Annotated in this window: 22 protein-coding genes and 2 pseudogenes; 17 read left to right on the top strand and 7 right to left on the bottom strand. The window is 62.1% G+C overall.

The features are described 5' to 3' along the window. The first annotated feature begins 87 nt into the window (after positions 1-87). Positions 88-339: a type II toxin-antitoxin system Phd/YefM family antitoxin gene (locus DM992_RS27280; RefSeq protein ID WP_111020415.1), complete on the top strand. Its 252-nt coding sequence runs from the start codon at positions 88-90 to the stop codon at positions 337-339. Beyond that, the gene (locus tag DM992_RS27285) at positions 339-758 is read left to right on the top strand and encodes a type II toxin-antitoxin system VapC family toxin (RefSeq protein WP_204356129.1); all 420 of its coding nucleotides are present in this window, start codon (positions 339-341) and stop codon (positions 756-758) included. The genes DM992_RS27280 and DM992_RS27285 overlap by 1 nt, the downstream gene beginning before the upstream one ends. 309 nt (positions 759-1,067) lie before the next feature. Here the strand turns inward: DM992_RS27285 and DM992_RS42925 are convergent. Together DM992_RS42925 and DM992_RS27300 are read right to left on the bottom strand one after the other, a co-directional pair. Further along, positions 1,068-1,222: pseudogene (locus DM992_RS42925) on the bottom strand (GNAT family N-acetyltransferase); the annotation flags it as partial. Positions 1,223-1,400: 178 nt separating this feature from the next. Next, complete coding sequence (locus DM992_RS27300; protein ID WP_111019419.1) at positions 1,401-2,438, bottom strand: aldo/keto reductase; 1,038 nt, start codon at positions 2,436-2,438, stop codon at positions 1,401-1,403. A 127-nt stretch (positions 2,439-2,565) separates the two neighbouring features. On the opposite strand from DM992_RS27300, the gene DM992_RS27305 reads away from it, so the two are divergent. The 6 genes and pseudogenes from DM992_RS27305 to DM992_RS27330 all read left to right on the top strand — a co-directional run bounded on the left by DM992_RS27305 (position 2,566) and on the right by DM992_RS27330 (position 7,138). Then, complete coding sequence (locus DM992_RS27305) at positions 2,566-3,453, top strand: LysR family transcriptional regulator (RefSeq protein ID WP_111019420.1); 888 nt, start codon at positions 2,566-2,568, stop codon at positions 3,451-3,453. Positions 3,454-3,632: 179 nt separating this feature from the next. Further along, complete coding sequence (locus DM992_RS27310; RefSeq protein WP_111019421.1) at positions 3,633-3,932, top strand: metalloregulator ArsR/SmtB family transcription factor; 300 nt, start codon at positions 3,633-3,635, stop codon at positions 3,930-3,932. 29 nt (positions 3,933-3,961) lie between these two features. After that, entirely contained in the window at positions 3,962-5,314 is a 1,353-nt protein-coding gene (locus DM992_RS27315) for an aminotransferase class V-fold PLP-dependent enzyme (protein WP_111019422.1), read from the top strand. 182 nt (positions 5,315-5,496) lie between these two features. Next, the gene (locus DM992_RS27320; RefSeq protein WP_111019423.1) at positions 5,497-5,964 is read left to right on the top strand and encodes a cupin domain-containing protein; all 468 of its coding nucleotides are present in this window, start codon (positions 5,497-5,499) and stop codon (positions 5,962-5,964) included. 162 nt (positions 5,965-6,126) lie between these two features. Next, positions 6,127-6,270, top strand: a pseudogene (locus DM992_RS27325) (glycoside hydrolase domain-containing protein); the annotation flags it as partial. Between the two features lie 46 nt (positions 6,271-6,316). Then, positions 6,317-7,138 (top strand): SDR family oxidoreductase, encoded by an 822-nt coding sequence (locus DM992_RS27330; protein ID WP_111019424.1) that lies wholly within the window; start codon positions 6,317-6,319, stop codon positions 7,136-7,138. A gap of 148 nt (positions 7,139-7,286) precedes the next feature. Here the strand turns inward: DM992_RS27330 and surE are convergent, their stop codons facing one another. The 3 genes from surE to DM992_RS27345 form a co-directional block, all read right to left on the bottom strand. After that, positions 7,287-8,066 carry a 5'/3'-nucleotidase SurE gene (gene surE / locus DM992_RS27335; RefSeq protein WP_111019425.1) on the bottom strand — a complete coding sequence of 260 codons (780 nt, stop codon included), beginning with the start codon at positions 8,064-8,066 and terminating at the stop codon, positions 7,287-7,289. Between the two features lie 219 nt (positions 8,067-8,285). Then, positions 8,286-8,594, bottom strand: a complete 309-nt coding sequence (locus DM992_RS27340; RefSeq protein ID WP_111019426.1) for an AzlD family protein — start codon at positions 8,592-8,594, stop codon at positions 8,286-8,288. Then, positions 8,587-9,321, bottom strand: a complete 735-nt coding sequence (locus DM992_RS27345; RefSeq protein WP_027789977.1) for an AzlC family ABC transporter permease — start codon at positions 9,319-9,321, stop codon at positions 8,587-8,589. The genes DM992_RS27340 and DM992_RS27345 overlap by 8 nt, the downstream gene beginning before the upstream one ends. Before the next feature lie 125 nt (positions 9,322-9,446). On the opposite strand from DM992_RS27345, the gene DM992_RS27350 reads away from it, so the two are divergent. From DM992_RS27350 to DM992_RS27360, 3 genes are all read left to right on the top strand, one after another. Further along, a complete protein-coding gene (locus tag DM992_RS27350; protein WP_006749370.1) occupies positions 9,447-9,905 on the top strand; it encodes an Lrp/AsnC family transcriptional regulator in 459 nt (152 codons plus the stop codon). Between the two features lie 220 nt (positions 9,906-10,125). Next, positions 10,126-10,695 carry a hypothetical protein gene (locus DM992_RS27355; protein WP_111020417.1) on the top strand — a complete coding sequence of 190 codons (570 nt, stop codon included), beginning with the start codon at positions 10,126-10,128 and terminating at the stop codon, positions 10,693-10,695. Between the two features lie 144 nt (positions 10,696-10,839). Further along, positions 10,840-11,520: a YebB family permuted papain-like enzyme gene (locus tag DM992_RS27360; protein ID WP_111019427.1), complete on the top strand. Its 681-nt coding sequence runs from the start codon at positions 10,840-10,842 to the stop codon at positions 11,518-11,520. A 60-nt stretch (positions 11,521-11,580) separates the two neighbouring features. Here the strand turns inward: DM992_RS27360 and DM992_RS27365 are convergent, their stop codons facing one another. Next, positions 11,581-12,213: a LysE family translocator gene (locus DM992_RS27365; protein ID WP_111019428.1), complete on the bottom strand. Its 633-nt coding sequence runs from the start codon at positions 12,211-12,213 to the stop codon at positions 11,581-11,583. A 511-nt stretch (positions 12,214-12,724) separates the two neighbouring features. Here DM992_RS27365 and DM992_RS27370 point away from each other — a divergent pair. From DM992_RS27370 to DM992_RS27385, 4 genes are read left to right on the top strand one after another with little or no spacing between them, the layout of a single operon-like run. Continuing rightward, positions 12,725-13,357 (top strand): hypothetical protein, encoded by a 633-nt coding sequence (locus DM992_RS27370; RefSeq protein WP_111019429.1) that lies wholly within the window; start codon positions 12,725-12,727, stop codon positions 13,355-13,357. Further along, positions 13,357-15,342, top strand: coding sequence for a DDE-type integrase/transposase/recombinase (locus tag DM992_RS27375; protein ID WP_111019430.1), 1,986 nt, complete (start codon positions 13,357-13,359; stop codon positions 15,340-15,342). Before DM992_RS27370 ends, DM992_RS27375 begins: the two co-directional genes overlap by 1 nt. 26 nt (positions 15,343-15,368) lie before the next feature. Continuing rightward, the gene (locus DM992_RS27380) at positions 15,369-16,346 is read left to right on the top strand and encodes an ATP-binding protein (protein WP_111020418.1); all 978 of its coding nucleotides are present in this window, start codon (positions 15,369-15,371) and stop codon (positions 16,344-16,346) included. Then, positions 16,315-16,968: a hypothetical protein gene (locus DM992_RS27385; protein WP_204356130.1), complete on the top strand. Its 654-nt coding sequence runs from the start codon at positions 16,315-16,317 to the stop codon at positions 16,966-16,968. The genes DM992_RS27380 and DM992_RS27385 overlap by 32 nt, the downstream gene beginning before the upstream one ends. Positions 16,969-17,094: 126 nt before the next feature. On the opposite strand, the gene DM992_RS27390 is transcribed toward DM992_RS27385, so the two are convergent. Beyond that, a protein-coding gene (locus tag DM992_RS27390) for an IS3 family transposase (RefSeq protein WP_111019431.1) occupies positions 17,095-18,230 on the bottom strand; the annotation gives its coding sequence in 2 pieces (ribosomal slippage) (positions 17,095-17,975 and positions 17,975-18,230; 1,137 coding nt in all). Positions 18,231-19,088: 858 nt separating this feature from the next. Between DM992_RS27390 and DM992_RS41845 the strand changes: the two genes are divergently transcribed. Both DM992_RS41845 and DM992_RS41850 read left to right on the top strand, forming a co-directional pair. Next, entirely contained in the window at positions 19,089-19,655 is a 567-nt protein-coding gene (locus DM992_RS41845; RefSeq protein ID WP_162631746.1) for a hypothetical protein, read from the top strand. Positions 19,656-19,671: 16 nt separating this feature from the next. Then, positions 19,672-22,353 carry a hypothetical protein gene (locus tag DM992_RS41850; protein WP_162631747.1) on the top strand — a complete coding sequence of 894 codons (2,682 nt, stop codon included), beginning with the start codon at positions 19,672-19,674 and terminating at the stop codon, positions 22,351-22,353. Positions 22,354-22,399 lie beyond the last annotated feature (46 nt).

Raw genomic sequence — 22,399 nt, forward strand, 5'->3', positions numbered from 1 at the left:
CGATGGTCGGTCGGGGGTTCACGCAGGTACCACGTCATTTATTTATTGTAGTGACATACCTACATTGATGTGTTTGAGGAGCCCACGATGACCATCACCACGCTCTCGAGTCGCGAACTCAACCAGGACGTGACTAAAGCGAAGAAAGCGACAAAGGACGGCCCCGTGTTTATTACGGACCGCGGCAGGCCTGCTCATGTGCTGTTGAGTTTCGAGGAATATCAGCGTCTCACGCAACAGAGGCGCAACATTGCCGACGCGCTGGCGATGCCCGGTGTCGAGGACATCGAGTTTGACCCTCCACGCGCGGACGTCACGATCAAGCAGGTTGACTTCTGATGATGTTCGTTCTCGATACCAATGTCATTTCGGAACTGCGGAAGGTGCGAACGGGCAAGGCGGACAGGAATCTGGCGGCCTGGAGTTCGACCGTCGACGCTCCGACGCTTTTTGTTTCTGCCATCACGATCATGGAGCTTGAGACCGGCGTCTTGCAGATCGAACGCAGAAACCCGGTCCAGGGAGCGCTCCTCAGGGCGTGGCTCGACGGACATGTCCTGCCCGAGTTCGCGAGCCGCGTGCTGCCGGTTGATACTGCAGTCGCTCAACGATGCGCGCGGCTCCATGTACCGGATCGACGGTCCGAGCGGGAGGCGCTCATTGCCGCTACGGCGCTCGTGCACGGCATGACTGTCGTGACGCGCAATGTGGCCGACTTTGCCGCAACCGGTGTCGCCATCGTGAATCCGTGGGATTGAACGATCAACTGATGCCGCACGCACAGGAAAATCGGATTGCGGCCGGAGCGTTGTGCGGAGGGCGGTGTTGGTGGATTCGTTCGGGCTGGAAGCGAATACAAATTGACACGTCGAAGTTGTAGCCGTGGGGATACAAGAACCGATGAAAAGGAAGACTTTGTATCCCTCGGGCTACCAGGGGCTGCCGACGCCAGCCATGCTGGGCGAGACCGGTCGCCATTTTGACACCCGTTTACACGCATTAATCCGCCTCGAGAGAATTTCGCGGACTGATCGCGGCCGCCCAGTCGGCCGCCCGCCCCGCTGCACTCAGCGCGGCAGCTCCTTCCTGTAGACCACGCCCCCGTTTTTCCCGCGACGGAGTCGTAGAGCCGCATCGCCGTGTGATTCGTCTCGTGCGTCTGCCAGTGCGCGCGTTCGGCGCGATGCTGGTGCGCGGCGTCGTACACGGCCTCGATCAGCGCGCTACGGTCGATATGTGAGAAAAAGATCACGTTCATTGAGAACCGGCGACACTTTCGAGCCGAGCTGACGGCCCGACTGCAATCGCGATTTTTCCTCGAACACCGTTGTTGGGACTCTCCAGCCCGGCATGGGCGAGCCGGCATGGCAGGCGCGGCCACGTCGGTCGGCCGTCGCCGCTTACCCGCGCGTCGGCGGATTGAGCCGCGCGAACGCCTGCTGCCGGCGATACGGGAAGTACGGATACGGCGCTTGCACCGCGCTCGCCGCGTCGAGCGTCGCGACCTGCGCATCGGTCAGCGACCAGCCGACTGCGCCGAGGTTCTGGCGCAGTTGTTCCTCGTTGCGCGCGCCGATGATCACCGACGACACGGTCGGCCGTTGCAGCAGCCAGTTCAGCGCGATCTGCGGCACGGTTTTGCCGGTTTCCTCTGCGATCGCGTCGAGCGCATCGACCACGTCGTACAGGCGCTCGTCGTCGACCGGCGGCCCGTAGCTGGCCGTTTCATGCAGGCGGCTGCCTTCGGGCAGCGGTGCGTTGCGGCGGATCTTGCCGGTGAGCCGGCCCCAGCCGAGCGGGCTCCACACGAGCGCGCCAAGGCCCTGGTCCGCGCCGAGCGGCATCAGGTCCCACTCGTAGTCGCGGCCGACGAGCGAGTAGTAGACCTGATTGGCGACGTAACGCGACCACCCGTGGCGTTCGGCTGCCGCAAGCGATTTCATGATCTGCCAGCCCGCGAAATTCGATACGCCGATGTAGCGCAGCTTGCCCGCGCGTACGAGATCGTCCAGCGTCGACATCACTTCCTCGACCGGCGTGCCCGCGTCGAACGCATGCAGTTGCAGCAGATCGATGTAGTCGGTGTCGAGGCGGCGCAGCGCGTCGTCGACCGCGCGCACGAGCCGCGCGCGCGACGTGCCCGCGTCGTTCGGGCCATCGCCGGTCGGCAGGCCCGTCTTCGTCGAAATCAACACCCGGTCGCGGCGGCCCTTGAGCGCCGCGCCGAGCACGCGTTCGGATTCACCGTCCGAATACACGTCGGCGGTGTCGAACAGGTTGACGCCGGCTTCCAGGCAGATGTCGACCAGGCGGCGCGCTTCGTCGACGCCCGTGTTGCCCCATGCGCCGAACAACGGTCCGGTGCCGCCGAACGTGCCGGCGCCGAAGCTCAGGACGGGAACCTTGAGGCCGGAGCGGCCGAGCGTACGGTATTCCATGTGCGTTTCCTTTCGTCGTGTGGCCGGTGAGGGACCGCGTGTCGATCCGCAGGCAGCCAATGTACCGTTTGCGTCTTTTCCTGATAATCCGGAGGATGTCGAAAATATCCTTCGGAGAAGACGAAGAATGCTGCTCGACAATCTCGCGCTGTTCCTGCGCATCGTGGAAAAGGGCGGGCTGGCCGCGGCCGGTCGCGAGGTCGGCCTGTCGCCGGCGACCGTGTCCGAGCGGCTGGCCGCGCTCGAGCGCCACTACGGCGCGGCGCTGCTCACGCGCACGACGCGCGCGATCAGCCTGACCGACGAGGGCCGCACGCTCGTCGCCGGCGCGCGGCGCCTGCTGGCCGAGGCCGACGAACTCGAAAGCCGCGTGCGGGTTGGCTCTCAGACGCTGTCCGGGCCCGTGCGCCTGAGCGCACCGGCCGATCTCGGGCGCGAGCGCGTCGTGCCCGTCGTCGATGCGTTCCTGGCTGAGCATCCGGGCGTCACGGTCGACCTGCATCTCGGCGACGGCTACGTCGATCTCGTCGGACAGGGGCTCGATTTCGCGATCCGCCGCGGCACGCTCGCGGACAGTTCGCTGCGCAGCCGTTCGCTCGGCCGGGCGCGGCGCGTGGTGTGCGCGTCGCCCGCGTATCTCGCCGCGCACGGCACGCCACGGCATCCGGACGATCTCGCCGCGCACGACTGCATCGTGATGCGTTTCGGGCTCGACCTGTATGCCGAATGGCCGTTCAGCATCGATGGCGAACTGAAGCGCGTGATGGTGCGTGGCCGGCGCGTAGCCAATGACGGCGCGCTCGTCCGTGCGTGGTGTGTCGCGGGGCACGGCGTCGCGCTGAAGTCGCTGGTCGACGTCGAACGGGATCTGGCGTCCGGCGCGCTCGTCGAGGTCCTGCATGACTTCTCGCCGGGTGACGTCGATTTGCAGATCGTCTATCCGGGCAGCGCCGTGCAGCCGCGGCGCGTGCGCGCGCTGATCGAGCGGCTGGCGCAGGCGCTGGCGGGCGCGTGACGGCGCGTTGCTCATGCGGCCTGCGGGACGTTGCGGCAACTGTCTTGCCGCGATCGCATCGAATGCCGATGTCGTGATCCCGAACGTGACATGACAGCCTGAAATCGGACCTCGAACAGATTGCCCACGTTTCGTCATTTAGCTAATATACGAAACGTTAAACGAAGCCTTCCAGCCGCATGGACGACGTTACCCGCATCAGCGCACTGGCCAACGAAAGCCGCCTGGCCGTGATGCGCTGGCTCAAGCAGCCGCGCAAGCATTTCCCGCCGCAGCCGCACGGCGATTTCGACGAGCTCGGCGTGTGCTGCACATACATCACCGAGAAGCTCGGCATCGCGCCGGCCACGACCACGCGCCACATGCGCATCCTTGCGGATGCCGGGCTCGTGCAGGCGACCCGCGTCGGCAAGTTCACGTACTACAAGCGGATCGACGGCGCGCTGCGGCAGCTCGGCCGCGATCTCTCGCAACTCTGATTCGATCGATTCCCACCGAGGCAACCGACATGGACGAACTTGCATTGCTGGCCGACGCCGACCGGCGCGCGCACGCGTATCTCGCAGCGACGAACGAACGGCGTGCGTTTCCCGACGCGGCCGCGCTGGCCGGCCTCGCCGCGTTCGACGAGCCGCTGCCCGATGCGGGCCGCGCGGCCGACGACGTGCTGCGCCTGCTCGACGAGCAGGGCTCGCCCGCGACCGTCGCGTCGAACGGCCCGAACTACTTCGGCTTCGTGATCGGCGCGACGCTGCCGGCCGCGGCGGCGGCCGAGCGGCTGATGCTCGCGTGGGACCAGTGTGCGTCGTCTTACGCGAATTCGCCGGTGGCCGCGACGCTCGAGCGCCAGGCCGCGCGCTGGGTCGTCGACGCGCTCGCGCTGCCCGAAGGCAGCGCGGTCGGTTTCGGCACGAGCGCGACGGCCTGCACGCTCGTCGCGCTGGTGGCCGCGCGGCGCGCGCTGCTCGCGCGCAAGGGCTGGGACGTCGACGAGAACGGCCTGATCGGTGCGCCCGAGGTGAAGGTCGTGATCTCCGAGCTTGCGCACATCACGGTGAAGAAGGCGCTGCGCGTGCTCGGCTTCGGGATGAAGCGCATCGTCGTCGCGCCGGTCGATGCGCACGGCCGCATCGATCCGGCGCAGTTGCCACCGCTCGACGACATGACGATCCTCTGCGTGCAGGCCGGCGAAGTGAACACCGGCGAATTCGATCCGTTCGCCGCGCTGATTCCGCCTGCGAAGGCGGCCGGCGCTTGGGTGCACGTTGACGGCGCGTTCGGGCTGTGGGCGCGCGCATCGTCCAAACGCGCGCTGACGGACGGCGTCGACGGCGCGGACAGCTGGACGACCGACGGCCACAAGTGGCTCAACACGCCGTACGACGGCGCGATGGTGATCTGCCGCGACGCGGCGGCGCTCTCGACCGCGATGAACAGCGATGCCGTCTACCTGAGCGGCGCGCAGGACGCGCAGAAGAACCTGAACCTCGAGTTCTCGCGGCGTGCGCGCGGTATTCCCGTGTGGGCCGCGCTGCGCTCGCTCGGTCGCGCCGGGCTGGCGACGATGGTCGAGCGGCATTGCGCGCAGGCGTCGCGTGTCGCGGACGGCCTGCGTGCGGCCGGCTACGACGTGCTGAACCGCGTCGTGCTGAATCAGGTGCTGGTGCGCGCCGGCACGGACGAGGAAACCGTCGCGATCCGCGAGGCCGCGCAGGATTCGGGCGATGTGTGGTTCGGCGCGACCGTGTGGCAGGGGCGTCCGGCGTTCCGGATCAGCGTGTCGTCGTGGCGCACGGAAGACGCGCATATCGATCGGCTCGTGGCGCTGCTGACTGAGCTGCGCGGCACGCACGTGCGCTGAATGGTGGCGTGGCGGGAGCGGGGGCGAACCGGCGTCGCGATGCGATGCCGTGTCTCCACGCGTCCGGAAATGTCGGACAATGCCGGAGCGCGTCCATGCGCCGCATCGCCCGTCAGCCGATTGCCCGTTCGCCGGCCCGGGCGGCGCGTCCAACCGATGCAGTCACGCTAACGAGAGCCCCCATGTCGACCACCTCTCCCCGGGAATTGCTGAAGGCCGCCGATATCGCGAAGCTGGAACCGACGCGCGCCGTGCATTCGCTGAATTCCAATGCCGTTCGTCTCAAAAGACCGCTCGGCGACCTGACCGGTATCACGCAGTTCGGCTTCCATCTGCTCACGCTGATGCCCGGTCACGAATCGGCCGAATACCACCGTCACCTGTACGAGGAAGAATGCGTGTACGTGCTGTCCGGCACGGGCACGGTCACGATCGGCGAACGCCCGTACGACGTTGGGCCCGGCGATTTCCTCGGCTTCGCGCGCGGCGGCGAAGCACACACGCTGCAGAACACGGGCGACGTGCCGCTCGAACTGATCGTCGCCGGGCAGCGGCTCGAGCACGACGTGTGCGAATACCCGCGCATCGGCAAGCGGCTGTACGTGGCCGGCGAGCTCGAGGATTATGTCGATCTGCCGAAGCAGCGCTGAGCCCATCCGCGACGCCCTGATGCAGGCTGCAGGTCACCGCGCCCGGCAATCGCCGGGTTAAGCGGTTGTGACGATCGTCGCTGCCCCCGTTTGCGCTGGCATCACGGGTCGTGCGGCTGGCCTGCATCGACGCGAGAGCGGTCGTGTCGGACCGGCTTCCCGATTCCCGGCAACGACGATTGCGGCCAGCTTTCCGCATGGTACGTGCTGTCCGTGCCCGGCATCTATTCGCTGAACCCGGTCGGCGGCGTGTTTTACCCCGGTACGCCGCTGTTCGAGGAAGCGACGATCGATTTCCCGGTCGCGTTCACGCGCTTATGATGCGGGAACGCCACCGACAGGGTTCCCCGATATGGACGCGCCGCTCCCGCCGATGCATGCCCCGATTTCCGAAACGGAACCTGAAACCGAAGCCGCCGCCGAGCCGCGCGCGTCGCGCCTGCATCGGCCCGTCGCGCTCGTCACCGGCTCGACGTCGGGGATCGGCGCGGCCATCGCGCGCCGCCTGACGGCGGACGGCTATGCGGTGATCCTGCATTCCCGCAGTTCGGCCGACACCGGACGCGCGATGGCGCGCGAACTCGGCGCGGCCTACGTGCAGGCCGATCTCGCCGACGATGCCGAGCGCGTGCGGCTGATCCGCGACGCGCTCGCCGTGCACGGGCGGCTCGACGTGCTCGTCAACAATGCGGGGATCAGCCGCGTGATTCCGCATGAGGACCTCGCGGCGGCGACGCCCGACGTGTGGCGCGAGATACACGAGATCAACGTGATCGCGCCGTTCCGGCTCGTCGCCGAAGCGCAGCCCGCGCTGCTCGAAGCGGCGTCGCGCGGGCGGGCCGGCTGCGTCGTGAACGTCAGCTCGCATGCGGGCGTGCGGCCGAAGGGCGCGTCGATTCCGTATGCGGCGGCGAAGGCCGCGCTCAATCACACGACGCGGCTGCTGGCGCGCACGCTCGCGCCGGCGATTCGCGTCAATGCGGTCGCGCCGGGGCTGGTCGATACGCCGCTGACCGCCGACTGGACCGAAGCGCAGCAGCTCTGGCGCGAACGCGCGCCGATGCGCCGCGCGGCGACGCCGGACGACATCGCGCAGACGGTCGCGATGCTCGTCGCGTCCGATTACGTGACAGGCGAGATCGTGATGCTCGACGGGGGATTGAATCTGACGTGACGCTGTGCGGGCGGTGATGCGCCGAGGTTGTGCGCCGACGCGGCCGGGCAACCGGGCAGCCTCGCGAAGGCGTCGTGCGCAAGCGCCGAAACTGTCGAAGCCGCCGAAGCCGCCAACCCAGCTAACCCAGCCAACCCAGCCAACCCGATCAGCCGAGATTCGACCGCAGCCGCGCGAGCGCGCCGTCGTGCGTGCGCTCGAACTTCAGCGGCGTGACGGCGATATACCCTTCGCCGAGCGCGACCGTTTCCGAATCCGCGTCGTCGTCGCGCGCTGCGCGCGCGAGCTTCAGCCAGTGATAGTCGATCTCGCGCGGGTCGCGGCCCGACACGATCTCGACGCCCTGCAGCGTGCCGGCGCCCTGGTTCGTCACCTTCAGCCCGCGCACGTCCTGCGCGGGCCGGGCGGGGAAATTCACGTTGAGGCACGCGTCGCTGTCCCAGCCGGCGGCGGCGAGCCGGCGAATGACGTCCGGCGCATGCGCGAGCGCGGTGTTCCACGGTACCGCGTTGCGATCGGTGAACGCCTGGCTCAGCGCGATGGCCGGCACGCCGACCAGCATGCTCGTCATCGCGGCGCCGACCGTGCCGGAAAACACCGTTTCGGTGCCGAGATTCGCACCGCGGTTCACGCCGGACAGCACGACGTCGGGCCGCGCGTCCTTCATCAGGTGGCTGACCGCGATCGCGACGCAATCGCCGGGCGTGCCGCGCACCGCGAAGCGGCGTTCGCCCTTGCGATGCACGCGCAGCGGTTCGTGCAGGCTCAGCGAATGCGACGTGCCGCTCTGGTCTTCTGCCGGTGCGACGATCCACACTTCGCGCGCCAGTTGCATGGCGACCTGTTCGAGCACTTCAAGGCCGGGGGCATCGAATCCGTCGTCGTTGGTCAGCAGGACGCGGTCGAAAAGCGGGCGGGTTTCTTGCATCGGGACGATCCTCGCGGAGATGGGCGATGAGAGGGAAGGGCAGCGTGGCGCAAGCCACAAGGCTAGCATCCCGGCGCGAGAATCGTCGTGTTGCGCCGTCGGTGCAGGTCTGCGCGAACGTGACAACGGGCGCATCGCGCGCCCGTTCGTCGGTGGAGGTGCCGCGTACGCGGCGGGTCGGAACCTGGGGCCCGTTCCCGCTGTCAGCGGGAACAGGTCCTATCCGATCAGATTCCGCAGCAGCCCCGCCGACGCGACGCCGACGATGACGGTCGGCAGGATCGACAGGCGCGTCGCCGCGAGCAGCGTGATCGCGAGCGCAAGCAGGTCGGCTGGCCGCGTCGACACGAAGGCTGGCGCGATCACCGAGATCAGCACGCAGCCAGGCACGTTCTCCATCACCGATGCCATCCGCGGGCCGAGCGTGCGGTTGCGCAGCAGCACGTAGCCGAGGATGCGCGACAGGTAGGTCGTCGACGCCATCAGCACGATCGTCGCGACGGTGCTGAAATCCGGAAGCTCAGGCATCGCGCGGCTCCCACAGCAGCGCGGCGACGAGCCCCGCGCACGCGCCGGCCGCGACGTACCATGCGCCGGGCACGGCCAGGTGCGTGGCCGCCGCGACGACGAGGCTCACGAACCACGGGCGGCTCGCGCGCATTCCCTTCCACATCCCGCGCAGCAGCACCAGGAATACGGCTGTGAACGCCATGTCGAAGCCGTATTGCTCGACGTTGCCGATCGTCGGTCCGACCGCCGCGCCGAGCGTGGTCATCGAGATCCACGTCAGGTAGAGCCCGATACAGATGCCCGCGTAATAGGGCACGCTGATGTGCGTGGCCGAGCGCGAGCGCGCATCGGCGAGCGACATCGCCCAGCTCTCGTCGCACATGAAGAACAGCGCGACGAACGCGCGGCGGCGCGGCAGGCGCCGGATGTACGGCTCGAACGCCGCGCCCATCAGGATGTGGCGCGAATTCACGAGGAACGACATCGCGACGATCAGCGCGATGTGCGGCGGCGAGGTCCACAGATGGATCGCCGCGAATTCGGAACCGCCGCCGAAGTTCAGGCCCGTCATCATCGGCACTTCAAACAGGCTCAGCCCTTTCTGCGCGGCCTGCGCGCCCAGCACCAGCGCGAACGGCACGAAACCCAGCATGACGGGCAGCGCCGCGCGCAAACCGCGGCCCATCTCGGCGACATAGGCGGGCTTGTCGCGAAGCCCGGACGACGTTGAAACGCTACTGCTCATTACTCCTCCTTCGGGGGAGGGATTGTCTGCTTTTTTGACTCGAATCGGGTTGCGTTGTGGCCATAACTTTCGGAGAATTTGGCATTGAACGCGCGATTTGAGAATTTTTTGGAATCGGATGCCAAATGAAACTGGATGCCATCGACCGGCGGATCCTGAGCGCGCTGCAGCGCGACGGCCGCATGCAGAACGTGGAGCTCGCGCACGAGGTCGGGCTGTCGCCGTCGCCGTGCCTGCGGCGAGTGCGGCTTCTCGAGGAAGCGGGCGTGATCGAGAAATACGTGGCCGTGCTGAATCCCGCGAAGGTCGGCAAGGGGCTGACGATCTTCACGCGCGTGTGGCTGAAGGGGCAGGACGCGGAATCCGTGAACCGTTTCGCCGATGCCGTCCAGCAGATGCCGGAAGTCGTCGAATGCCACCTGATGGCGGGCGACTGCGATTTCCTGCTGCGCGTCGTCGCGGCCGACATCGACGACTATCGGCGCTTCCAGATGGAAACGCTCACGCGCATTCCCGGCGTGCTGAGCGTGAAGACCGACATTCCGATGCAGAAGGTCAAGCTCACGTCGGCACTGCCGACCTAGCGCCGAGCGGATGCGAGGCGATGACTCGACGAACGGTCAGGTCTCGGTGACAATCGCCGGGTAGTCTGGCGAGTCACGCCGCTTCGAACGTATTGCTCGCGCTGCCGTGCGACGTTCGATGCGCAAGCAACTAACGGTCAAGGTCGATGCGATCGGGCAGGCGGCGCTGTGCGCCGGGTCATGCGCCGGTGCGGATGCGTTTCTTCTTGTCGGGCCATTCATGCAGCCATTCAACAATCCGTGGAATTCGCTGGAAATCGTCAAGCTCGTGCTCGGCGTGCTGACGCCGCTGTCGGTCGCGTGTCTCGGCTGGCTCGTCGCGCGTCGGCTGAAGCGGCTCGAACTCGTGCAGTGGACCAACCAGCGGCTGATCGAGAAGCGGCTCGCGCTGTACGACGCGGTCGCGCCGCAGCTCAATGCGCTGCTGTGCTTCTATACGTGGATCGGCTACTGGAAAGACATCTCGCCGGACGACGTGATCCGTGCGAAGCGTGAACTCGACCGCACGTTCCACATCTACCGCTACCTGTTCGACGAAGATGTGTACGACGCGTATCACACGTACATTCACGCACTGTTCGACATGCACACGGGCCCGGGCCGCGACGCGCGGATCCGTTCGCTGATCCAGGCGCCCGACGGCGACCGCAGCGTACACGGGTCGTATGAATGGAAGCCGGCGTGGTCCGATCGTTTCGCGACCGCCAATGTCGTGCCCAGGGACGACGTGCTGCGGTATTACACGCAACTGATGGAGCGGCTGCGCGTGGCGCTGGGTGCGACGCGCTGACCGCTCGGCATCGCGCGTCACGCCACTCGCCGGTATCGGAATCCGCCACCCGGCGGCACGGATTCACACCCTCGCGCAAGAAGCGGATGCGGTGCGCGGTAGCTGCTGCCATGCTCGCGTCGTGTTCACTCACGCGAGGTCCGTATGGATGTCGACACCGGCTGCCGGCCGCTCATGATCCGCTCGCCCGGCGCGGGCCGGCGGCGTCTTTTCCCCGTTGGTTCTCCCGAGTCGCATGAAGTGTCGTTGCCGGTCGAGCCGGAGATCGGCGACATCGTGTTCATCCGCGTGACCGTGCGGCCGTTTCTCGAAGTGGCGACCGCGACACGGTCGTGGACGAATCACGTCGGGATCGTCGTCGGCCGGCGCGACGGCGAGCCGCTGGTCGCGGAGAGCACGTTTCCGCTGTCGCGCGTTACGACGATGTCGCGGTTTCTTGCGCGCTCCGATCGCGCCGCATGCGTGATCGCGCGGCTGAAGCAGCCGCTCGATGCCGCGCAGCGGCGCCGGCTCGTCGACGCGGCGATGCGCCGGGTCGGCGTGGTCTACGACACGGGTTTCAATCTCGCGTCGCGCCGGCAGTTCTGTTCGCGTTTCGTTCGGGAAGTCGTGCGTGACGCGACGCGGATCACGCTCGGCGACGTCGAAACCTTCGACACGCTGCTGCGCCGGAACCCCGATCATCCGCTCGGTTTCTGGAAGGTGTGGTACTTCGGCCGGATCCCGTGGCAGCGCCGCACGGTGACGCCGGCGAGCTTGATGAGCAGTGGGGAGTTGCGCGTTGTGGTGGATACGCGCGATCCGGCTGCCGATCACGCCGACTGACGTGCGCGAGTATCAGCGGGCCGCGAGGTTCCGTTTGCGACGCACCGGCGATGTCTGTCCTCAGTTCCGCCCTGCCACCGCGAGCCGCGCCGCGAGCCCCACGAACACCGTACCGAGCAGATAGTGCGGCAGCTTCGACGGCCGGCGGCGCGCGCCGATTCGCCGGCTCAGCCGGCTTGCGGAGAGAATCACCGCGCCGTTCACGACGAGCCCGATCAGGTTCAGCACCGTCGCGAGCACGAGAATCTGCACGGCGATCGAGCCGTGCTCGGGCCGCACGAACTGCGGGAACAGCGCGAGCACGAACAGCGCCATCTTCGGATTCAGCAGGTTCGTCGTCAGGCCCTGACGGAAGATCGCGGCGGTCGAGTGCCGGCGCTGCGACGCGACGGGCGATAGCGACGTTGCGTCGGAACGGAACGTCTTCCACGCGAGATAGAGCAGATACGCGGCGCCGGCGAAACGCACGATGTCGTACGCGATCGGCACCGCGAGAAAGAGCTGCGACAGCCCGAGCGCGGCGGCGAGCGCATGACAGTAAGTGCCGACCTGAATGCCGGCGAGCGTCGCAAAGCCCGCGCGCCGGCCCTGGCTCACGCTGCGGGACGCGATCAGCAGCATGTCGGGGCCCGGCGTGACAGTCAGCGCGAGACACGCGCCGGAGAACAGCACGAGCGTGGAGAGGTCGATCATGGGAGTCCCATTTGCGCGAGCGGCGTAAAAGAAATGCCAGTTTAGGAGTGCCGCCGCAGGTGGTCAACCGTGCTCGCGACGGCATTTTTCCGACAGCCGACTGGCTTCCATCCTGTCGATAAGACGGAAGCCGTTTTTGTGGTTCACGCGATTCGTGCGGCTGCTCCGGCAATTAACAATTTCGTCACGAAATTTCGTACCTGATCTAAATACATGGGAAATGTCTGTCTGTAGCATTCGGCGCTTGAGTCACAGCTGGCAAGTGCTTTGTCGCTTTGTCGGCCGGATCCGGATGTGTTCCATGTGGGAAGTTCATATGCAAGTCGTCGGCCACCGTAGAGCAAATTAAATCTGTCACTCCAGAATCCCCGCCGATCTAGGCATCCGGACCCTGAGTTGACGACTTTATTGACGGCCTTGCCAAAATAAAGTCGTCAATTCGCATATGTCCGGATTAAATTTGTCAACTCGCATCATAGACTTCGAAGCCCGACCGTAAGGCCTTGATCTTATGGACGATTCCCGGCACGCGAAGCGGCCGGTTGCGACGCCGCGCCCGCGCGGCGCACCCCGGCTGGACGCCTTCAGCCTCAAACTCGATCGTCGACTGACGCTGTTTCAACGTGGCGCGCCCGAACTGTGGCTGCTCATCGAAACGGATCCCGCTGTCCAATCATTTTGTGAGCGGCCGGGTTACGTGCAGCTCAACGGACAGCGCTACCTCGCCGATTTTTGGATCCGCTATGCCGACCGCGAAGAGGTGGTCATCCTGTCCGATTCGCTCGCGGACATGCGGCTCCGTGCTGCTCGCCCCAAGTATGAATTGGACGGCGTTCCCGTCCGGTCGGTGACATCAACCGACCTCGCGGCCGCGCGCGCCTGGATCGATAACTGGCGGCACATGCTGCCCTGCCTGGTCGCGGCGCGCGGGTTGGTCGCGTCTTCGCTCCTACGCGCAGTCGAAACTTTCGTGACGATGCCGCATACCTTGCTCGAGATCGAGCGTGAGCTCTCTGTCGGCGATCCGGCGCTGGTCCGTGCGGCGATTTTCGCGCTCGTGTATGCAGGGCACGTGGACGCGGTTGATCTGCGTACCGAGCCTCTGTCGTTGCTGACGCGCTTCGTCGCAACCGAGGCGGCATGATGGCACGTCGCAAGCCGGAATTTCAGACACTGGATCCGTCGACCTGGCCGACCATCGCGTGGACCGAGTTTGATACTGCCGAAAGGGAATCGATCCAGGCGCGTATGACAGCGATCGAGCAGTATGCGCGTGGCGCTGCGATCAAGGAGATTGAGCAGAGCACGGGAGTCAACCGACGACAACTTTATCGCCTGCTCGAGCGGGCACTCGCAGCGCACCCGGACGGTCGCCTCTATGGCTTTCGCGCGCTGGTCTTGCACGCCCGCGTTGCCGATTACGTCCGTTTGAGTCCGGTGAAACCGAACGGCGAACGCGGTATCCGCGGCGCCGCCGGCGCGTTATCGCAGCTGTTCGAGCGATTTCCGGTGCTTGCAGCGTGGCTGCGGCTGCAAATCAAGCAGCGTCGCGTGGCGTTGATCGAGATCCGTACCGGCGGCGAATTGCGCACTCGCTTGAGCGGCCTTCAAGGACTGCATGCGAGTTTTCTGCTGCAATGTCGCCAGTGCGGCCTCACGCCTGCCGATTATCCGTTCAATACGGCGAGCCACGCGATCCGATCGCTCTCGGCCCGCGTCAAAAGCGAACTGCTGAGTGGATTCGGCATCGCTGCGCGAGCCGCTGGCGCGACGCATCTGAAAGGCCTGCCGCGCAGCGATGATTTCGCTGCGCCCGCCGCGACGCGTCCTTACCAGGTCGTTGAATTCGACGGGCACCGGCTCGATATCCGGCTCAAGATCGTGATGCTTGATCCGCTCGGTTTTACGCACGAGTTCGAAATCGAACGCGCCTGGTTGCTGGTGATCATTGACGTTTGCACACGCGCTGTGCTCGGGCATCATCTCGTTCTGGCTCGCGAATACAGCCGCTACGACGTCATCAAAGCGATCGAATCGGCGCTCGAGCCGCATCGAGCCCGGTCCTTCACGATTCGCGAACTCGGCTACGGTCCCATGGATGGGTACCCGTCTCAACGCATGCCGGAGCTGGCGTACGTGACGTGGGAGCGCATCAAGCTCGACAACGCGAAGGCGAATCTCGCCACCGAGACGCTGACCGCTTTATGCGAGTTCATTGGCTGCCAGGTCGCGGCCGGACCGAAGCACAGTCCGGATGAGCGTCCTTACATCGAGCGGTTCTTTGGCACGATCGCCACTCGGTTGTCCTCGCGCTTGCCGGGCTACACCGGCGGCCATCCTCGCGATTTGCGTCGCGCTTTGTCGGACCCAAAGGGGAATCTGCGCTTGTTCGTATCCTTCGACGAGCTCGAAGAGTTGGTCGAATACGCAATCGCGAGCTACAACGGCACGCCGCACACCGGACTCAACAACGTCTCGCCGCTCGAGGCGATGGAATCGTTCGTCCGTGGCCGACACACGCTCGTGAACTGGTTGCCGGAGCCTCGCCGTCGCACGCTGTGCCTGATGCAGTCGGCGAAGCGCTGTCGTGTCCACGCCTATCTGAATCAGGGTATCCGACCGCATATCAACCTCTACGGTGTACGGTATTCGAGTCCCGTTCTGGCTTGCAGCACTGAGCTCATCGGTAAGCAGCTGCTCGTCTACCTGAACGCGGACGACTTGCGCAGTGTCCGTGCATTCCTGCTCGACGGCACCGAATTAGGTCTCCTCGACGCGCAAGGTGCGTGGCACGTCGTGCCACACAACCTGACCTTGCGACAGGAGATTCGCAAGGCCCAAGGCCGCAAGCGTCTGCGGGCATCGCTGGATGCCAGTGCGATCGAGACGTACGTCCGCACCAAGTTCGAGCAGGCCGGAAAAACCCGCCGGGCCGCGTCCGATTTGGCGCAAGCAGCTCGCATCCTGGCTGCCGCACCGATCGTCCGGACTCCACCGGGACCCGTGCCAACACCGACGTCCGCGTCGACCGTCGTGCCCCATGTGGATCCCAGTCCGGCGCAGCCCGAAACCCGACCCGTGCGAGTGCGTCCCCGCCAACTCGCGATCGGTACCGGTCAGGTAGGTTGATCCACCGCTTCTATCAGGAGAGTGTCATGTCAGTTGAGATTCCACGTCCTGTCGATCCTTCGCTTCACCCGCTGGTGACCGGCAACTACCGGATCGCGACGCCGGCGATCGAGGCGCTCTACGAGCTCGTCTTGAAATGCCTGCGCTATCGCATCATGGGCGCGCTCATCTACGGTTTCCCGCGCATCGGCAAGACCCGTGCGATCGAGTACGTTCGGCTGCTGCTGGCCCGTAACATGCCGAAACTGACGAGCTACCATGCGCAGTGCGAGCATAAACCGTCCCATGCGGAAGGGCCGTTCTTCGTGAACCTGCTGGAGGCCGTCGGCGATCACACACCCAGTGCGGGCACCAACTCGACCAAACGAATGCGCCTGACGCTGCGCATTCGTGAGGCAGCAGCTCGAGCCGGCAGCGGAACCGTGCTGCTTTTCTGCGATGAAGCGCAGCGATACAACGACAACGAATACGAGTGGCTACGCGACGTGCACGATGCGCTCGACCGGCAACAGATCAAGCTTTTTACATTCCTGGTCGGCCAGCAGGAAATCCTCGCGCAGAAAACCGCATTGCAGATCGCCGGCAAAACGCAGATCGTCGCACGGTTGATGGTCGAGGAACTGGCGTTCTACGGGATCCGCAACGTGGACGACGTCGCCACCAGCCTGAACGGCTACGATCAGACCGCGTATCCGGAGGGCAGTGAGTGGAATTTTACGCGCTTCTATCTGCCGCGGGCGTTCGACGCCGGGTATCGGCTCGCCGACGACGCGGCGGTGATGTGGCAGGCGTTTGAGGATGCGCATCATCGCGCGAGCTTGCCGGGCCGGCTCGAAATCCCGATGGAATCGTTTGTGCGAGCTGCCGAGATCGTACTTAAGGATAGCGAATTGCGGGATGCACCGGGCTACTGCCCCGACCCGGCCTTGTGGGCTCACGCCGTGCACCATTCCGGCTACGTGCAGTCGCGCCATGCAACCGGCCGTGTACTCGCCACCGCGTAGTCCATCGGACCGTGTCAGAGCGCACAATTTCCCGATCCTGACGCTCGACGAGCAGATTCTGACGCCGTCGCTGGGCTATATTTTTGACATGCGCTGGCTCGATCCGTGCGAATCGCTGGTGTCGATTCTGTGGAAATTCGAAACGGTGAATGCGCTGCCTGGCACCGTCGTGGCGCGGTTGATGGGACCGGACATCGATCCCGACGCGGGTGTCATGCCACAGTTGGGGGCGGTCGGTCTCGAGCGCCTGCGTCGCACGCTCCGCATCCCCGGCGCGTCGCTTGAGATCGCGCTCCTGCATCCGAGCCAGCGACGCCGATATAGTCCGCTGTTTCGTTATTGCCGAAGCTGCATTGGGCGCGGTTACCACAGCGTCCTCCACCAGTTGCTGACGATCTACAACTGCCCGGCGCACAGTCGGCCATTGGAGACGGCGTGCCGGCGCTGCGGGTACGAGGCGCCTTATAGGGTGAGCGTGCTCTTGCTGGAGTCCCAATATCGCTGCGCGTTTTGCGGCAGTAGCTACGGCGGCGATGGCTGGTCGCCCGATCGAGCCCGCCCGATGCGACCGAAATATCGTATTGCCTTCACGAGGCGCTACTACGAACGGCACTTGGGATAACTCGCTATGACGCTGCCACGATGGCTTACCGCATCGCCCTCTGGTAGGTATGCATCGCTTTCAGCAGAAGTGGCCTCACTCGTTCGGACAGGTTTCTGAGATTTTTAAGTGGAACATCCGAGGCAATCATGCTGCCGATTTGATCGCAGGCAGCGTCGCGAAGTATGCCTCATCCGGCGTCTGATCCGCCAGGCTCGAATGGGGACGTTTCCGGTTGTACAGCTCGATGTAGTCGCCGATGGAGCGCCGGGCATGGCTGACCGACTCGTAGGCCCGCAGGTAAATCTCTTCGTACTTGATGCTGCGCCACACCCGTTCGACGAACACGTTGTCACGCCAAGCCCCTTTGCCGTCCATCGACAGCCGCACGCCTCGACCCAATACGGCTTCGGTGAACGCGCCCGCCGTGAACTGGCTGCCCTGATCGGTGTTCACGATGTCGGGCAGCCCGTAGCGGGCGAACGCTTCTTCCAGTGCCTCGACGGCATGCGTGGCTTCCAGCGTGATGGCAACCCGGTGCGCGAGAATCTTGCGGCTCGCCCAGTCCACCACCGCCGTCAGGTACACGAAGCCTCGCGCCATCGGAATGTAGGTCGTGTCGAGGGCGAACACCTGATTGGCCCGCTCGATCTTCATGCCGCGCAGCAAGTACGGCCAGATCTTGTGCTGCGCGTTGCGGCGGCTTGTGTTCGGCTTGCAGTACAGCGCCTCCACGCCCATGCTCTTCATCAGCGTGCGTACGCGACGGCGGCCGACTTCATGGCCCTCCCGACGCAACAGGCGCGCCAGCATCCGTGCCCCGGCAAACGGGAACTCCGTGTGCAGTTCGTCGATTCGCCGCATCAACAACAAATCGGTTTCGCTGACCGGCTGCGGCCGGTAATACGCGCTCGATCTCGCGATGCCGACCAGTCGCGTCTGTTGCGAAACCGGCAGCGCATGCGTACGGTCGATCATCGTTTTGCGCTCAGCAATCCCGCCTTGGTGAGCGGACCTTCTAAAAAATCCTTCTCCAGTGTCAGCTGGCCGATCTCGGCGTGCAACGCCTTCAGGTCCACCGGCGGCTCGCTCGACGGCATGCCTGCTGCGCCAAACACGTCCGCCGCACGCTCCTGCAATTGCCGCTTCCATTCGGTAATCTGGTCCGGGTGCACATCGAACTGCTGCGCCAGCTCGGCCAGCGTGCGCTCGCCCTTCACCGCTGCCAGCGCCACCTTCGCTTTGAACGCTGCTGAGTGCGTGCGTCGGGTTCTCTTCGTCATTTCCTCGGTTCCTTTGCCAGCATTATCGCTGGCTCAGGCCCCGGACGTTCCACTTATCCGACTGTCCGAATTTGCGCGGCCACCTCTAGCTTCGCGAAAACCCGCTTACGTCGCCCCTCGCGAACGCGCGGCGGTTCAAACGATGGCCAAGGTCAATGTCCGTTGCATCGGTTGACACGATCTGCTTCGCCTGCTCGCATCGATTCAATACGATCTCATCATCCCCTGGCTATATAGCGCCGATCCAGCAGCGCCAATCAATGCGGTATGGCGCGACGGGCTGCAATTCACCCTCATAGGGCGATGCGGCGAACCGCTGAACTTTCGCTCCAATGATAGTCGACGGATTGCTGCCGAATACGACGGAATGCGAGATCAATATTTCCGAACAGTGCAGGCACTTCCCTACAGTCAAGTAATAGTATGTAATATGTTCGTATGAATCATTTTGTGCCTTAAGTGACATTGTTGTCCAGCCTAACCCTGACGCATCGCACATCGGTTTGGAGCCATCGATCTAATATTCATCTTGACAAAATTCATGGCAATGCCCGAGTTGTCTTGGTGCATCAATACATCGCAACTGAGGACATCAGATGACAAGAATTCAATGCTCATCACTTGTGGCGACGAGCACCCAATTTGAGACTTACGGAAGACGCCTTCTTGAAAAACATTGTTGCCTCACTTAGCTCCGCGAACAAGTCGGTAAGCAAGCATATGTGGCAACCTAGCGATCCTTCGATGGGGATCGAACAACAATCAAAGTTGCATGTCCGACCGAGTCCGTACAGGAAGATGCGGATCAACCAAGAAAATGCAGTCTAACATTCGGATTGGATGATTATGAAATTGATAATGCTTACGATGCTCCTGATTGTGCCGATCGTCGGATGTGCGGGACCGAAAGACGACTCGTCAATAAGTTCAAGCGAAGTTCTAAACGGTATCCGAGACATCGTTACTCACAACGATCTCTCGGATGTCGAATACTTCTCGCAGAAGCTTGGGGTGATTATGGCGGGTGGGCAAAAAATTGAAGGGAAAGGTGGTTTATCCGTCTGCGGATTAGAATACCCACCGCAAATGCACAATAAAATTGTTCAGCGTTTTTATTATGCGAAATATCCAGATTATTTTGATCGAAGATATATCGGGGAGCCTCCATGTGAATTCAACTATGTGAGGGAGTTCGTGGATGATCGCATTGTGAAAACATATGCCGTTGCGGTGTTCGATGTCAACAAAATTTGCATATCGAAGGCTGATGTAGAAAGTGTTTTAAAAGAATTCCATCTTGATGGTGCGCGGGGTGGATTTATTGCTAGACGCACAAATAGCAGTCAAGCAGGTGTCACCGTCGAATTAATTTCCACGTATGCAGGTCCGATATGTGTTCGCTCGGCGCATTTTTCCCAAGAATAAGTGAGGGTCATTGATCATGTCTGATTTCGATAAAAAAATTACTGGTCTCGAGACGCTTTGGGGGGACGTACAATCTCCAACCAACGAGGAGTTGGATTTAATTAATTCAAGCCCTGTTCTCGTAAGTCAATTACTTCAATACCAAAAGGACATTGACGATAATAAAGCATCTCCAATGGCGCGTTTTGACGGACATCCGGAAGGGATGCAGACATCGAACGGGGTCAATGGCGGACTGCGAATTGACATGGGGTCAAACGTTATCGGAAGTGAAGCGGTCAAATTCGTTGGCGGTTTGAGTTACGAATTGGGGCATTACGTAAACTACACCAACAATCGAAATCTGTTTAACGGTGTTGTAGCAAATCTTAATCCTGGCGATCTGACTTATAGGCTAATGGCAGGCGCTGTTGGAACAATAACCGAGGCGGAATCTCAGGCAAACAATTATATTGTTCAGCAACAAATTTTCGCCAAAACTGGGGTAAAGATATTGCTAAATGGGGATGGCGCAGCCAATGCAAACGGCTTGATACAAAGAACCCTGGATGCGGTGTATGCGCAGAATAATGGCACCCCCATCGAAAGTCTTTTTGAAAAACTCAAGACGGGTGCCTTAGATATAGCCGGCACATTCCCTGCGTTGCCGAGCGACCAGGGATTCATCGATTTTTTTGACTATTACAGCTCACACCCGAATGAACTCTATAACAACTTTAATCCAACCAGTCCCCGGCCTGCCGACTCTGGGTTGCAAGGGGCTCAAGCTATAGATGCGAATAAGATAATATTCTTCTACGACGATGCATCGCCGCGATCAATAAAAATCAATCTGCCTGACGGATATTCCCGGGAGATCGTTTTTTCCGGGGCTAAGATTCGCTCCTCGAGCTACATTGATTCGTCTGGTGCGAAGAAAGAGGAGGCAATCTACGATGTGGACGGAGGTTATTCCATTACGAGTTATGACGTGGCAACCGGTCATAAGGTTTTCACTCAGAATTACACGAAAGATGGGGCGAAAATGGGGCGCTCCGACTGGCTGTACAATAGCAATGGAATATTCGAGGTAATTTATGATGAAAATGGAAAAGGTGTTGGGATAGATTCATTTGATTCTACGGGGCGACAGAAGGGCTATGCGCGTGCATATGCAGACGGTTCGAATGAGTGGGCAAATTTCGATCCCCAGACCGGGCAGATGACGCAGCGACAACGTGGCTTTACGGATGGTCGCGTGGTGACGTATGAGGAATTCTTCCTCAACGGAAATCGAAAGGAACTGAAAACGTTTCTTGCGGATGGCAAGAGTGTTTCGCAGGATAAATTCTGGTATGAAAATGGCAATCAAAAAGAAACACAACATTGGGACGCTGCCGGGTACATTGCAAAGAAGGAATTTTTTTATGAAACCGGCGTTAAATCGAGAGTTGAAAATATAGATTCTAAGTTTTTTATCTATGCGGCGCAAGATTTTTACCCAAATGGGATGCTTGCAATGGATGTGTCCGCAACGTCGACCGGCAACATTTACAATGATGTTGCAACATCCGTAAAGCGAAACTACGATCAAGGTGGACGCTTAACAGATGAGACGGTGGTTCCTGGGTACCTTCAACCCTACACGATCACGCATTTTAATGCGGATGGCTCTAAAGAAATTACTGTAAGAAATCCGTACCTGGGACAGCCGGACAGCTATGAAAAATACGATGCAAGTGGGCAACTGATTTTGCGCAGCACTTATGATAATAGTGGGACATTGTTGAATAATCCTAGTCATCGACTGGCGACTATCACCGAAGCTAGATCTGACGGCGGGCGCACCGAATCGAGCTATGATGCTCAGGGACGTTTATCGACCCAACGTCAATTTGACGCGGCTGGCAACCTTCAATCGACCGTCGGCTCAAGCGTTGATGATAAGCAACGTCTTCATGTCCGAATTGACCTGGCTGATGGGAAATGGTATGAAGCAACTCGTTCTTCAAGCGATCCCAATTCCCCTCTGGTCGAGGAGCATTGGATTGGCGCAAACGGCGAGAAGCACAATCGCATTTGGAATGGTGATAAATTCACTGAGCAATTCTATCACCCGTCCCTTGGTTTTGTTGATGTTATTAAAGTCAAGGGTCAATTGTTTATAGCTCCCGCTGCGAAGCCTGGTGCGATTTATTTGCTTCCGCCAGAGGCAGAGTACCCGAATTTTGATTTTACGAAAGTCGCGATTTCTGGCGGAACAAGTCCTGTGCAACCCGGGGGCAACACGGGAGGGGCGGTACCGGGAATTCCGGCGGGGTTGTATATTCCGCCGGGCGGAGGCGGGGGCCAATGGGCAAGCGTTGGGATGAATCCTGGCGATCCCGTTTCTTGGTCTCATTATCCTGCTGGAAGCGATACGCCAGATTTTAGTATTCAGCTTCCTTTTGGCGTTTCGCCAAAAGGAATTACGTTTGGTCCGCCGATTTCCGTAATTCCTGGCGGTGGGGCGAGCGTATTCAAGCAGGATTTTGCGGGAGATAGTGGCGTTTCCCCTGTGCCGACTATTTTGGCTGCTTCCACCGCAAATTCGCTCCCCAATACCGAGGCGCTCGTGCATGCCATGGCGGCATTTTCGCCGCCAGCATCTGGAGCGACGAGTTTGCCTCTTGACGGGCAAGCTAGTCCGCAAACTGTACTTGTTGCCAATTTGCGGTGACGATTAGCGTTTAGCCGGCCACCCGCATCGCAGATGTGGGTGGGGT

The organism is Burkholderia sp. JP2-270 (genome assembly GCF_003233675.1).
Taxonomy (GTDB): domain Bacteria; phylum Pseudomonadota; class Gammaproteobacteria; order Burkholderiales; family Burkholderiaceae; genus Burkholderia; species Burkholderia pyrrocinia_C.